The sequence below is a fragment of the Pseudomonas sp. LjRoot71 genome (assembly GCF_964253255.1).
GTDB lineage: Bacteria > Pseudomonadota > Gammaproteobacteria > Pseudomonadales > Pseudomonadaceae > Aquipseudomonas.
The window spans coordinates 1,918,525-1,930,798 of the sequence record NZ_CAXURA020000001.1 but is presented as its reverse complement, the minus strand read 5'-3'; the positions used below and the strand labels follow the sequence as shown (position 1 = coordinate 1,930,798).

General features: G+C 62.6%; 16 protein-coding genes and 1 pseudogene. 9 read left to right on the top strand and 8 right to left on the bottom strand.

What is annotated here, in order from left to right:
• Positions 1 to 132: 132 nt before the first annotated feature.
• The 4 genes and pseudogenes from ACSQ17_RS09165 to ACSQ17_RS09150 all read left to right on the top strand — a co-directional run bounded on the left by ACSQ17_RS09165 (position 133) and on the right by ACSQ17_RS09150 (position 2,632).
• A complete protein-coding gene (locus ACSQ17_RS09165; protein WP_257779076.1) occupies positions 133 to 1,140 on the top strand; it encodes a class 1 fructose-bisphosphatase in 1,008 nt (335 codons plus the stop codon).
• A 3-nt stretch (positions 1,141 to 1,143) separates the two neighbouring features.
• Positions 1,144 to 1,746 (top strand): annotated as a pseudogene (locus ACSQ17_RS09160) (DUF924 family protein).
• Positions 1,747 to 1,814: 68 nt separating this feature from the next.
• Positions 1,815 to 2,069, top strand: coding sequence for an outer membrane protein assembly factor BamE domain-containing protein (gene bamE, locus ACSQ17_RS09155; protein ID WP_436068342.1), 255 nt, complete (start codon positions 1,815 to 1,817; stop codon positions 2,067 to 2,069).
• Positions 2,066 to 2,632 (top strand): lipocalin family protein, encoded by a 567-nt coding sequence (locus ACSQ17_RS09150; RefSeq protein ID WP_436068341.1) that lies wholly within the window; start codon positions 2,066 to 2,068, stop codon positions 2,630 to 2,632. Before bamE ends, ACSQ17_RS09150 begins: the two co-directional genes overlap by 4 nt.
• Positions 2,633 to 2,636: 4 nt before the next feature.
• Here ACSQ17_RS09150 and ACSQ17_RS09145 read toward each other — a convergent pair whose 3' ends face one another.
• Positions 2,637 to 3,083: a DUF2141 domain-containing protein gene (locus ACSQ17_RS09145; RefSeq protein ID WP_436068340.1), complete on the bottom strand. Its 447-nt coding sequence runs from the start codon at positions 3,081 to 3,083 to the stop codon at positions 2,637 to 2,639.
• Positions 3,084 to 3,114: 31 nt separating this feature from the next.
• Between ACSQ17_RS09145 and ACSQ17_RS09140 the strand changes: the two genes are divergently transcribed.
• The 4 genes from ACSQ17_RS09140 to ACSQ17_RS09125 are packed head-to-tail and all read left to right on the top strand — an operon-like array spanning position 3,115 to position 6,620.
• Positions 3,115 to 4,032: a dialkylrecorsinol condensing enzyme gene (locus ACSQ17_RS09140; RefSeq protein WP_436068339.1), complete on the top strand. Its 918-nt coding sequence runs from the start codon at positions 3,115 to 3,117 to the stop codon at positions 4,030 to 4,032.
• Positions 4,033 to 4,051: 19 nt separating this feature from the next.
• On the top strand, positions 4,052 to 5,218 hold the full coding sequence (locus ACSQ17_RS09135; RefSeq protein WP_436070453.1) for a beta-ketoacyl-ACP synthase III: 1,167 nt from the start codon (positions 4,052 to 4,054) through the stop codon (positions 5,216 to 5,218).
• Complete coding sequence (locus ACSQ17_RS09130; protein WP_257779083.1) at positions 5,215 to 5,622, top strand: hypothetical protein; 408 nt, start codon at positions 5,215 to 5,217, stop codon at positions 5,620 to 5,622. The genes ACSQ17_RS09135 and ACSQ17_RS09130 overlap by 4 nt, the downstream gene beginning before the upstream one ends.
• Entirely contained in the window at positions 5,619 to 6,620 is a 1,002-nt protein-coding gene (locus ACSQ17_RS09125) for a BtrH N-terminal domain-containing protein (protein WP_436068338.1), read from the top strand. Before ACSQ17_RS09130 ends, ACSQ17_RS09125 begins: the two co-directional genes overlap by 4 nt.
• A gap of 49 nt (positions 6,621 to 6,669) precedes the next feature.
• On the opposite strand, the gene ACSQ17_RS09120 is transcribed toward ACSQ17_RS09125, so the two are convergent.
• The 6 genes from ACSQ17_RS09120 to ACSQ17_RS09095 are packed head-to-tail and all read right to left on the bottom strand — an operon-like array spanning position 6,670 to position 11,046.
• A complete protein-coding gene (locus ACSQ17_RS09120) occupies positions 6,670 to 7,227 on the bottom strand; it encodes a hypothetical protein (protein ID WP_436068337.1) in 558 nt (185 codons plus the stop codon).
• Complete coding sequence (locus ACSQ17_RS09115; RefSeq protein ID WP_436068336.1) at positions 7,218 to 8,336, bottom strand: beta-ketoacyl synthase N-terminal-like domain-containing protein; 1,119 nt, start codon at positions 8,334 to 8,336, stop codon at positions 7,218 to 7,220. Before ACSQ17_RS09115 ends, ACSQ17_RS09120 begins: the two co-directional genes overlap by 10 nt.
• A complete protein-coding gene (locus ACSQ17_RS09110) occupies positions 8,333 to 8,599 on the bottom strand; it encodes an acyl carrier protein (protein WP_275962216.1) in 267 nt (88 codons plus the stop codon). Before ACSQ17_RS09110 ends, ACSQ17_RS09115 begins: the two co-directional genes overlap by 4 nt.
• The gene (locus tag ACSQ17_RS09105; protein WP_436068335.1) at positions 8,581 to 9,765 is read right to left on the bottom strand and encodes an ABC transporter permease; all 1,185 of its coding nucleotides are present in this window, start codon (positions 9,763 to 9,765) and stop codon (positions 8,581 to 8,583) included. The genes ACSQ17_RS09110 and ACSQ17_RS09105 overlap by 19 nt, the downstream gene beginning before the upstream one ends.
• Positions 9,762 to 10,646 carry an ABC transporter ATP-binding protein gene (locus ACSQ17_RS09100; protein ID WP_436068334.1) on the bottom strand — a complete coding sequence of 295 codons (885 nt, stop codon included), beginning with the start codon at positions 10,644 to 10,646 and terminating at the stop codon, positions 9,762 to 9,764. The genes ACSQ17_RS09105 and ACSQ17_RS09100 overlap by 4 nt, the downstream gene beginning before the upstream one ends.
• The gene (locus ACSQ17_RS09095; RefSeq protein ID WP_436068333.1) at positions 10,639 to 11,046 is read right to left on the bottom strand and encodes a beta-hydroxyacyl-ACP dehydratase; all 408 of its coding nucleotides are present in this window, start codon (positions 11,044 to 11,046) and stop codon (positions 10,639 to 10,641) included. Before ACSQ17_RS09095 ends, ACSQ17_RS09100 begins: the two co-directional genes overlap by 8 nt.
• Positions 11,047 to 11,144: 98 nt before the next feature.
• Between ACSQ17_RS09095 and ACSQ17_RS09090 the strand changes: the two genes are divergently transcribed.
• The gene (locus ACSQ17_RS09090; RefSeq protein ID WP_436068332.1) at positions 11,145 to 11,699 is read left to right on the top strand and encodes a methyltransferase; all 555 of its coding nucleotides are present in this window, start codon (positions 11,145 to 11,147) and stop codon (positions 11,697 to 11,699) included.
• 96 nt (positions 11,700 to 11,795) lie between these two features.
• Here the strand turns inward: ACSQ17_RS09090 and ACSQ17_RS09085 are convergent, their stop codons facing one another.
• Positions 11,796 to 12,230, bottom strand: a complete 435-nt coding sequence (locus ACSQ17_RS09085; protein ID WP_436068331.1) for a hypothetical protein — start codon at positions 12,228 to 12,230, stop codon at positions 11,796 to 11,798.
• Between the last annotated feature and the right edge of the window lie 44 nt (positions 12,231 to 12,274).

Here is a 12,274-nt window from a genome sequence, read left to right as displayed (position 1 = left end):
CTGCGTGTCGGGCCTGCTGCGTTAGCAACCGATGCTTGGTGACTGGGCAGTATCCTTCCATCCAGTGCTAAGGCGCTTTTTCTGCCAAAGGGGTAAACTGCGCGCGATTTTTCTTCCTTCCCGGAGCCATCCATGTCCCGCGTTACCCTCAGCCGCTATCTGATCGAGCAGACCCGCAGCCACAACACCCCGGCCGATCTGCGTTTCCTTATCGAAGTGGTCGCACGCGCCTGCAAGGAAATCAGCCATCAGGTGTCCAAGGGCGCACTGGGCGGCGTGCTGGGTAGCATGGGCACCGAGAATGTGCAGGGCGAAGTGCAGAAGAAGCTCGACGTGATCTCCAACGAGATCCTGCTGGAGGCCAACGAGTGGGGTGGTCACCTGGCCGGTATGGCGTCCGAGGAAATGGACAACGCCTACCAGATCCCTGGCAAGTACCCGAAGGGTGCCTACCTGCTGGTATTCGACCCGCTGGACGGCTCCAGCAACATCGATGTCAACGTTTCGGTTGGCACCATCTTCTCGGTGCTGCGCTGCCCGGATCGTAACGGTGCCGAAGGCGACCTGGGTGAGGAAGCCTTCCTTCAGCCGGGCACCCAGCAGGTGGCGGCCGGTTACGCCATCTACGGCCCGCAGACCATGCTGATGCTGACCCTTGGCGAAGGCGTCAAAGGTTTCACCCTGGACCGCGAACTGGGCAGTTTCGTGCTCACCCACGACGACATCAAGGTGCCGGAAGCGACCAAGGAATTCGCCATCAACATGTCCAACCAGCGCCACTGGGAAGCACCAGTGCAGCGTTATGTGTCCGAGCTGCTGGCTGGCGAGGAAGGCCCGTTGGGCAAGAACTACAACATGCGCTGGATTGCCTCGATGGTCGCCGACGTGCATCGCATCCTCACCCGTGGTGGCGTATTCATGTACCCACGCGACAGCCGCGAGCCAGGCAAGGCCGGCAAGCTGCGCCTGATGTACGAGGCCAACCCGATGTCGATGATCATCGAGCAGGCCGGCGGCGTGGCCACCAACGGCACCCAGCGCATTCTCGACATCCAGCCGGAAAGCCTGCACCAGCGCGTGCCGGTGTTCCTCGGCTCGAAAGAAGAAGTGCTGCGTATCAGCGCTTACCACCGCGAGTAACCGATGCAGCCCTGGCAGCCGCTGCTTGACTGGTGGTTCGGTGCCGCCGATGCGACGGCCGCCGAGGTGGCGGCCAGCCGCAGCGCCCTGTGGTTCGGCAAGCAGGACAGTCAGGATAGCCAGGCCCGCGAGCGGTTTGGTGAGCAGGTCGAGCAGGCCCTGGCTGGCCAATTGAGTGCCTGGCAGGCTGACCCCGTAGGCTGGCTAGCCAACCTGCTGTTGCTCGATCAGCTGCCGCGCATGATTTTTCGTGATACGCCGCGCGCCTTTGCCGGCGACCTGCTGGCGCGCCCGCTGGCTTTGCATGGTCTGGCGCAAGGCTGGGATCAGGCATTGCCGCCGATCCAGCGGGTGTTTGCCTATCTGGTGCTGGAGCATGCCGAAGACCTGCAGCTGTAGGATCAGGCTGTGCAGCGCTTTCAAGTGTTGCATGCGCAGGCCGCAGAGGCCGAGCGCGAGCTGTTTGCCGGCTATCTGGACTATGCCGAGCGCCATCAGCAGGTAATTGCCCGCTTTGGTCGGTTTCCCCATCGCAATCAGATCCTTGCGCGCACCTCCAGCGCCGAGGAAATGCGTTTTCTGCTGGAACCTGGCTCGCGTTTCTAGCGTCCAAGCAGGCATGCTCGGTATCGCTATGCCAAGCTGGTCTTGGTCATTTTCTCAGGAGTATTCCCATGTCTCTGCGTGTCGCCGCACTACTCGCCGGTTGCCTGCTGTTGGCTGCCTGCAACAAGGTCAATCAGGACAACTACGCCCAGCTCAAGCCCGGCATGAGCAAGGATGAAGTCGAGCGCCTGCTCGGCGGTCCGAGCGAATGTGCCGGTGCGCTGGGTATGAGCAGCTGTACCTGGGGTGATGAACAGCGCTTTATCAGCGTGCAGTACGCGGGCGACAAAGTACTGATGTTTTCCGGCAAGGGGCTGAAATGATGCGCCTGTTTATCGTGTTGGGCGCTGTGCTGGCTTTGGCCGGCTGCGCCAATTCCGGTACCGGTGTGGTGCCGCCGCAGACCGTGGAAAAGGTCGACCTGCAGCGCTATCAGGGCACGTGGTACGAAGTGGCCCGTTTACCGATGTTTTTCCAGCGCAACTGCGCTCAATCCGAGGCGCACTACGCGCTGCAGGATGACGGCGCGGTGGGGGTGACCAACCGCTGCCGGACCTTCGATGGCGAGGTGCAGGAGGTCAAGGGGCAGGCCGTGCCGCAGGTACCAGGACAAACCAGCAAGCTCTGGGTGAGTTTCGACAATTGGGCCAGCGCCCTGCTGCCGGGGTTGACCAAGGGCGACTACTGGGTGCTCTACCTGGATGAGGGCTACCAGACCGTGCTGGTTGGGCATCCCAACCGCAAATACCTCTGGCTGTTGGCGCGCGATCAGGAGATCAGCCCGCAACGCCGCGACACCCTGCTGGAAGAGGCGCGTAAGCGCGGATACGACACCAGTAAGCTGATCTGGCGGCGTACTGATGCCGAGATGGCTTTGCAGCGTTAAGCGCCTATTTCTTGGCTTTTGGGCTCTGCAGGCGGATATGCACGTGGGTATCCGCCGTGCCGTGCTCGAACTGGCTGTCGCGCGGTGAGGGTTTGCCGTTGACCAGCGGCGGATTGGCTGAGAAACCTACCGGCTCCAGCGGGATGCCGCGCCGTCCCTGGTCGAGCTGGCCGTTGCCATTGCTGTCCTGGTACAGCTGGATGGCGTAGCGTCCGGGCGGTGGGTCGGCCAGGCGCAGCTGGGCGTCGTCACTGTGCTGTTGGCGCAGTGGCTGTTCGGGCCAGCGTTTCTGCTCGCCGCTCACCAGCGCCGCATGTAGGGTTCCCGTGGCTTGTATGCCCTCTACTGTGACCAGGATGTCGCCGGCCTGGGCCGGCGAACCGACCAGTAGCAGCAAAAGGCCGGTCTGGTAGCCGGCCTTCTTTACGGTTTGAAGAATTCTCTGTGGCATAATCCGGGCATTTCGCAGGAAGTGGCTGGCGATGCGTCAGGTCTTGATCGTTCATTTTTCGCAAACCGGCCAGCTAGACAGGTTGGCGCAGTCCGTTTGTGCACCGCTGCAGCAGCAGGCGGATATTCAGCTGGATTTTCTGCCGCTGCAACCTGCGCAACCTTACCCGTTTCCCTGGCCGTTTCTCGATTTTTTCCGGATTTTTCCGGAAATCGTACTGATGCGCCCGCAGCCGTTGTTGCCCCTGGCGGTGGATGCAAGCAAGCGTTATGACCTGGTGATCCTGGCGTATCAGGTGTGGTTCCTTTCGCCGTCACAGCCTATGACTGCTTTCCTTGCCTCCCCCGAGGCGGCGCAGTTGCTCAACGGCACGCCCGTGGTGACCCTGATCGGTTGCCGCAACATGTGGCTGATGGCCCAGGAGAAGGTCAAGAAACGGCTCACTGAATTGGGCGCGCGGTTGGTGGACAATATCGCCCTGACCGATGCCTGCGGCACGGCGGCGAGTTTTCTGGCGACACCCTTGTGGCTGTTTACTGGGCGGCAGAAGCCCTACAGCTGGGTGCCGCGCGCGGGTATTGATGAGGCGCAGATCACTGCCGCCAGCCGTTTTGGTGTGGCCATGGCGCAGCGCTTGACGGCAGATAACCTGCCGATCGAGCAGCCGATGCTGACTGGGCTGGGCGCAGTGCGCATCGATGAGAAGTTGATCGCCAGCGAGAAGGTCGGCAATCGCAGCTTCCAGTTGTGGAGCCGTTTGCTGGCTGCACTGGGGCCGCAGCAGAGTCGGCGGCGTGCGGCCGGATTGGTGGTGTACATTGTTTTTCTGTTGTGCCTGATCGTCACCGTGGTGCCGCTCAGTGCTGTGCTTAAAAAACTGCTGGCCCCTCTGTTCAAGGAGCGAACGCAGCGTGAAAAGGCCTACTTTGCCGGCCCGTCTGGCGAGTGAAGTGACCCGAGGAAGCCCCGTGGTACAACCTGTATTTATCAACCGTGTCAGCGCCTTCCTGCCCTTTGAGGCGGTCGACAACGAGCAGATGGAAGCGCGTCTGGGTCTGGTCGGCGGCAAGCCGTCGCGGGCGCGCAAGCTGATTCTGCGTAGCAACGGCATTCAGCAGCGGCACTATGTGATCGACCCGCAGACGGGTGAGCCGGCGCTGAACAATGCGCAGATCAGCGCAGCGGCAATTCGCGGCCTGTTTGGCAACGGCCTGGAGTTGCGCGAGCTGGATTGCCTGGTGGCCAGCAGTGCATCGCCTGATCAGACCATGCCCGGTCATGCGGTGATGGTGCAGGGCGAGCTGGGTAACCCGCCGTGCGAGGTGGTGACTACTGCCGGTATCTGCCTGTGCGGCATGACGGCGTTGAAATACGCCTGGCTGAGCGTGGCCAGTGGTGAGAGCCGTAACGCGGTGGCCTGTGGTTCGGAAGTCGCCTCGACGCTGATGCACGCGAGCAATTTCAACGCCGAATACGAAAGCCGCCTCGACGAGCTGGAAACCCACCCGGAGATCGCCTTCGAGAAAGACTTTCTGCGCTGGATGCTCTCCGACGGTGCCGGTGCCGTGCTGCTACAGGGGCAGCCGAACCGTACGGGGCTGAGCCTGCGTATCGACTGGATCGACATTTTCTCCTTTGCCGATCAGATGCCGGCGTGCATGTACGCCGGCGCGGAAATGGTCGATGGCCAGCTGCAGGGCTGGAGCCGCTATGACGGCGGCGAGCGCAACCGCCGCTCGCTGATGGCGATCAAGCAGGACGTCAAACTGCTCAACGACAACATCGTCAAATACACCGTCGAAGAGACCCTGGCGCGGATCATGGTGCGCCGTGAGTTGCACGCCGATGCGGTCGACTATTTCCTTCCGCACTATTCCTCGGAGTTCTTCCGCGAGCGTCTGGCCGTTGGTCTGGCCAATGCAGGCTTGCCGATCCCGCAGGAGCGCTGGTTCACCAACCTGACCAGCAAGGGCAACACCGGGGCGGCTTCGATCTTTATCATGCTTGATGAGTTGTTCAAGTCCGGCAGCCTGCGCAGCGGTCAGCGTCTGCTCTGCTATGTGCCGGAAAGCGGGCGTTTCTCCAGCGCCTTTATGCATCTGACAGTGGTTGGCCAGGACGGTGATAGCGCATGAAGCTCGATGAGGTTCCCCAGGATCACAGCTCCACCTACGGTGGGCATAGCAAGCTGGTCTACGCGGTGGATGCCAGTGGTCATTATCAGGGCGCGCAGAGTGATGGCTGGGAGCCGGAAGCTTTCGCCACCCAACTGGCCGTGGCCGAGTTGCAGGAGCAGGAAGCCGAGGCTGAGGCGGGCTGGCAGCGCGGTGAACTGTCGCCGCTGAAGTGCCTGATGTACCGCTACCGCCTGGATGAGCCGGCGCTGGCGCAGATTACCGGGCTGTGGCAGTGGCGCATTCGTCGGCATTTCCGTCCGGCGATTTACAAGAAGCTGTCGACGGCCATTCTGGCTCGCTATGCCGAGGCCTTCGGCCTGCCTGTCGCGCAATTGATCACTTACCAGAAGGACTTGGCATGAGCCGTTTTCAGCATCAACAGAGTGCCCACTGCGAAAGCGGGGTGATGGCCAGTCTGTTGACCCATGCCGGGCTGCCGATGAGCGAGCCGATGGCCTTCGGCCTGGCGTCGGGCCTGGCATTTGCCTACCTGCCGATCGTCAAGCTCAGCGGCATGCCGTTGATTGCCTACCGCATGCCGCCCAAGCACCTGATCAAGACCCTGAGCAAGCGTCTGGGGGCGAAGCTGCACACACGCACCTTCAGTGACCCCGAGAGGGGCCGCCGGGAACTGGACGCCGCGCTGGACAGCGGGCGCCTGGCCGGGTTGCAAAGTTCGGTGTTCTGGTTGCCGTATTTTCCGCCAGAGATGCGTTTTCACTTCAACGCACACAACCTGCTGGCGTATGGCCGCGAGGGCAATGAGTACCTGATCAGCGACCCGGTGTTTGAAGAGCCGGTGCGCTGCGCCGCCGAAGACTTGCAGAAAGCGCGTTTTGCCAAGGGCGCGCTGGCCGCCAAGGGGCTGATGTACTGGCTCGATGATGTGCCGCTGGAGCAGGACTGGAACACGCTGATCCGCCAGAGCGTACTGTCCACCACGCGGATTCTCGATGGCATGCCGCTGCCGTGGATCGGCATTCGCGGCATTCAGCATCTGGCGGGGCAGATCGACAAGCTCGACCCGACGCAGAGCAAATACAACCGCCTGTACCTGACCCATATCGTGCGTATGCAGGAAGAGATCGGCACCGGTGGTGCGGGCTTCCGCTTTATGTATGCGAGCTTTTTGCAGGAGGCTGGCGAGAAACTGGGTGACAACAACCTGCAAGAAGCCTCGGCGCAACTGACCGCTATCGGCGACCACTGGCGGCAGTTTGCCTCGGCCTGCGTGCGCGCCAGCCGCAACAAGGGCGATACGCCAAACTTCGCTCCCATCGCCGACAGCCTGCGCAGCATCGCCTTGCAAGAGCGCGGCTTGATGAAAGAACTGGCGGCCTGGAGCAAGCGCAAGGGCTGATCCCTAGCCGTAGGGTGCGCTGTGCGCACAGCCGTGCGCGCGGCGCACCCTACAGCTTGATTCGCTGTACCACGGTGCCTGCGCTCAGTTCGCTAAAGCTGTTGGCGTAGGCAGCGGTTATCGCACCTTCCAGCAGCAGCGCCTGCACACAGAAATCGCCACGCTCGTCGCATACCAGCAACAGCGCCTGCTCGATCAGGCCATCGCGCAGGTCCAGGTTGGCCAAGGCCTGTAACTGCGCCCAGACCTGTTCCCCGGCACCGATAAACAGGTTCGGCCCATCGATGCCCAGTTGCTGGGCGATATGAAAGCCAGCAGCGTTGCTTACGCTGTTCACAAACTCGAAGGGCTTGGGTTGCTTGTGCTGCACGCACACCGCCTCCAGCAGCGCGCCCATGGTGGCCCGTGCCGGGTGCGCCGAGGCCAGGTACAGGCCACAGTTACTGCGCACCTGGTTTTTCAGCGGTGCGGCGGCGAGCAGGCATTGCAGGATCAGGCGGTCGATGCGCCGCGGTGGGCTGTCCAGCCACTGGCTCAGCGCGGCCTTCAGCTGCTTGTCGCAGGTGGCTGCAAGGCCGTGAATTTCACTGGCGGCGATCACTGGCATGCTGTTTCTCCCGCCATGCAGCCTTGCAGAACCAGGCTGGCGTTATTGCCGCCAAAGCCGAAAAAGTTGGTCAGCAGCAGGCTGTCGGCCGCCAGGGTCTGGGGTTCTGCGCTGAATGGCAGCATGGCCTGGCTGGCGTAGCTCACGCCGGGTAGCGGGCCGCTTTGCAGGGCCTTGAGCAGCAGCAGGCTTTCACTCAGGCCGCAGGCGCCCAGGGTATGCCCGAGCCAGGGCTTGAGCAGGCTCAGGGCAGGCATGCGTTCGCCGTACAGCAGGTGCATGCCGTTGCGTTCGGCCTCATCGTTGGCGCTGGTGGCGGTGCCGTGCAGTTTCACCAGGTCAATCTGTTCGGCGTCGCAATCGGCGCTGCGCAGGGCCTGTTGCATGACCCAATGGATATGGCTGCCATCTTCACGGGTGGTGGTCAGGCTGCTGGTGTCGCAGGCGCTGAAACCACCGAGCAGGCGCGCCAGTGGTGCATTACCCGGCTCGCGGCTGAGCAGTACGGCGGCATAGGCTTCGCCCAGCACCAGGCCGTCGCGCGCGGGGTGAAACGGGCGGTACTGGCCGCTGGGGCTGGTCAGCATCAGCGCGCCGAACCCCTGCATGGCGATGGCACTGGGTGTTTCGAAACTAAGCACCAGGGCGTGGGCGTATTCGCCGGCATTGAGCAGGCGCGCGGCGTAGAGCAGGCCGTTGGCAGCGCTGGTGCAGGCGGTGTTCAGGGTGAACGCGGCGGCAAAGCCCCAGCGCTGGCGCAGCTGGCTGGCGAGCAGATCCAGCGGGGTCGAGTCTTCCGGACGGAAACCCTGCTGTTGTCGGGTCAGCTTTTCCAGCTCGAGAATATCCAGGCTGGTGCTGGCGACGATCAGCAGGCAGTCGTCCGGCACCTTTGCGCCAAGGGTTTCACTTAACAGGCGATCCAGGCGCTCACTGAGGTTTTCGCCGGTTTTGCCGGCGTACAGGTAACTGCGCGGCTCAGCCACTTCATGCAGCACAAAGGGCTCGCCCTGTGGCGGCTGGGCGTTTTGCAGGGCCTGGGCGGCACTCGGCAGGTCATCGCCGAGGGCGCATTGCAGGGCGGCGCGTTGCAGGTAAACCGGCGTCACTGCTGCTGCCTGATATAGGCGGCGATGCTGGCGATAGTGCCGAGGATGCGCCGGCCGTCTTTCGCGCCTTCGATTCGCACACCGTAGTGCTGTTGCAGCGCCAGGGACACTTGCAGGGCGTCGAGGCTGTCCATGGCGATGCGGCTCTTGGCGCCGAACAGCGGTTCGTCATCGCTGATGCTCTGCCAGTCGATGTCGTCTTCCTTGTCGCACTCGCGGATCAGCAGTTGTTTGAGTTGTTGTTCTAGTAGTGAGTGGTCCATTGCGTGCGCTGTACTCGTCGGGTGAACAGAAGCAGCCCAGCCATGCCGCACAGCGCTGCAAACAGCAGCAGGCGTGCGCAGTAGGGGGCGATGTCGGCCAGTGAGCCGTGGCCCACCAGCAGGGTGAGAAAGGCATCCAGTGCCCAGCTCATCGGGGAAACTTCGGCCAGCTGGGCCATCGCGGTCGGCATGACGCTTTTCGGTACCATGATGCCGCCAATCGCGGCCAGCAGGATGTTGATACCGCCACCGAGCAGCAGCGCCTGTTCGCTGCTGCGCGCCAATGCGGCAAGCAACAGGCCCAGGCTGCTGGTGGACAGGGCCACGCTGATGGCTAGCAGTGGATAGGCGGCGGCACTGCCCGGCAGGCTGAGGGCTGGCAGGCCGAGCAGCGGCAGCCCGTAGATGCCAATGCCGAGTAGCAGGACGAACTGCAACAGGTTGATGGCGAAGTACGGCAGCAGCTTGCTCAACACCAAGGTGCCGAGGTTTAGCCCCAGGCAGCGCAGGCGCAGCAGGGTGCCGCTCTGTTGCTCACGCTGAAAACCCCCGGCCATGGGCAGCACGACGAAGAACATGCCGAAGATCAGCCAGGCCGGCACGCTCAGCTGGGTGGCATTGGCGCGGCCGCTGAGGTCGCCGCTGGCCAGTTGTTCCTGCTCGTCGATCTGGCTCTGGGTGCGCTGCTGCACCAGTTTCAGGCGTTCGGCGCGGCTGAGTTCGGCGTCGATCACGCCGCTGTCTTCCAGGTAGGCCAGCAGGCGGGTCTGCGCCAGGGCGATGCTCACCGCGCTGTGCAGGCGCTGGCGCGAGAGTTTGTCGAACTGCGCCGGAAAGCTCAGGCTTGGCCCTTGGTGCGGGCTGTCCAGCAGGGTGGCCGCGAAGTCCGCCGGCAGGCGCACCTGGGCCAGGTGCTCGTCGCTATTGGTGAGCAGCGTGCTGTCCGCCAGTTGCGCCTGCAAGGCATCGTGGAAAAACTGGCTGGCGTCGTCCTGCGGCGCTTCGATCATCAGGCGCAGTGCCGGCGGCTTGTCCTGCATATAGCTGGACATGGCCCCGGCCATCAACAGCAGAAACAGGGTTGGCATGATAAACAGCACCGCCAGCGCGTGCGGGTCGCGCAGCAGCAACAGCACTTCCTTGCGCACCAGTGCCCAGAGCCTCATAGCCGGCCTCCGTTCAAGCGCAGGTAGAGCTGTTCCAGTGATGGACGACCAAAGCGCAGCAGGTTGGGCAGCCCATCCTGAGCGGCGACAAATTCGGTGATGGCCAGCAGTTGCTGGCCATTCAGGGCGGCAATTCGTAACCCCTTGGGCAGGCTTTCAGCGCTCAAGTGCAGCTCGGCCAGTAGCTCGCTAAGTCCGGTCGGTGCGGCGTCCGGCCATTCCAGCAGCAGGCCGTGGTCGTCGCCGAGCAGCTGACGTTTATCCAGGTCCAGGCGTACCTGGCCTTCGTGCAGCAGCAGAATGCGCTGGGCGACCCGCTCGATTTCTTCCAGATAATGGCTGGTGTAGATCACCGCCTTGCCCTCGGCGGTCAGCTGTTCCACGGCAGCCAGCAAGTGCTGTCGATTGGCGGCATCGACGCCCACGGTGGCCTCGTCGAACAGATAGATGTCGGCCGGTTGCAGCAGGCCGATGGCGACATTCAGGCGGCGCTGTTCGCCTCCGGAGAGTTGCTCACTGCGCCGCGTCAGCTTGTCGTCCAGGGCGCAGATGGTGATGCACTGCTGCAGACGCTGGCGGCGTTCGGCACCGCGCAGGCGATACAGGTCGGCAAACAGTTCGAGGTTTTCGCGCACCTTGAGCCCGGCATAGAACGCCAGTTGTTGCGGCACCAGACCCAGGCGCGGCTTGCCGCTCCAGCGCAGCGTGCCCTGCTGTAACGGCAACACGCCACTGAGCAGCGACAGCAGGGTGGTCTTGCCGGCACCGTTGCTGCCCAGCAGGCCCAGGCATTCGCCGGCTTGTACGTGCAGGTCGATGCCTTGCAGCGCCGCGCGGCTGCTGCCTGGGTAGCGATGGCTGAGGTTGACGAGTTCAAGCATGAATTAGCACCAGCAGCAGTTTGCCGTCGAGCAGCAGGTGCTCTTCGCTGTGGATGCTGAAGGCATACAGCGCCCCGGCCGGGCTAAGTGCTTCCTGCTGGGCGCTGACCTGCAATGTGCCACTGCGCTGAGCGGGCTCGTGGTGTACGTGCAGCTGTGAGAGCTTGCCGACCAGGGCCATTTCAATGGCATTGCTGTCGCCGTATAAGGCACCATGCGCGGCGCACAATTGCGCGGCGGCTTCAAACAGCAGGCAAGGCGAGGCGTCGGGGCCAAACATCTCCAGGTAACGCCAGGCGCTCAGGCCCTGGATGCTCAGTGGGTCGTGCGCCAACAGGCCGTCCAGCCAGAGAGCTGGGCCTTGGTGAGGCAGCAGGCTGTGCAGTTGCGTGCGATCCATTGCGGGCGGCCGAGTGAAAGACGCCGCAGTGTAACAGAGGGCCTGCAAGTCGCGCAGCGCCTGGCTTTGACGGATAGCAGACAGAGTGGGGAGGTGCTATGGCGTGGGTGCAGGCAGTGGCTTTTGGGCTGGGGACGCTGATTCTGCTGGCGCTGTCCTGGCAGGCGTTGCGACGGCCGAAGTCCCATGGCTTTTATCGGTTCTTTGCCTGGGAGGCGATTCTCGGGTTGTTGGTGCTCAATGGCCCACTGTGGTTTGTCGACCGCTTTGCCGCCCACCAACTGGCGTCCTGGGCGCTGCTGTTTGCCTCGCTGCTGGTGCTGTTTCCCGGGCTTTATCAATTGCGCTGCATGGGCCGCCCGAATGAACAGCGTCAGGATGCCGAGCTGTTTGCCTTTGAACGCACCTCGCAGCTGGTCACCAGTGGCATCTACAGCCATATCCGCCACCCGCTGTACGCCTCGCTGCTGCTGCTGGCCTGGGGCGTGGCCTGCAAACAACCCAATGGCCTGAGCTGGAACCTGGCGCTGCTGGCCAGTCTGGCGTTGTGGTTGACTGCCAAATGCGATGAAACCGAGTGCCTGGCGCAGTTTGGTGAGGCATATCGGGACTATATGCAGCGCAGCAAGATGTTTATTCCCTGGATATTTTGAGTCCTTGCTACTGCGCGTTTGCGATACGGCGTGAAAAGCAGAGTCAGCGTAGGTAGACGCCGCGTTGCTGCGAGTTGATCAGCTGGGTCTGATCGTTTATTCCCAGCTCAGTCGTGCCAGCTTCCACTCATCACCTTCCAGCCACCATTCCAGTTTTACCCCGTAGTGGCGCGCGCTGTCGGGGATCAGGCCTTCGGCGCCGGTAAGGCCGACCTGGGCGTCGGTATGGCCTTTCTCGCGGTAGGTGGTATCGAGGTAGCTGCTTTTGCTCATGGCCAGCACCTTGATGTTCTTATGGCGCATAAACAGCAGCAACATGGTGCGCTGCGCCCACTCGCGATCGAACTCACCCTGTGCAGAGAACTGTGGATGCAGCTGGTCGAGTACCGCGCTGGTGCTTTTTGCTTCCAGGTTGTCCTGCAACTGTTGCACTGCCGTTTCCAGGGCCGCCTGTGGGTCATCTTTGGCGCCGCAACCGGTGAGCAGGGTACAAAACATCAGGAAAGCCAAGGCAAATATCCGGGTTGGCATGCTCAACTCCTGTTTCATGGTTATGATGCCCGGCAGAGTGTTGG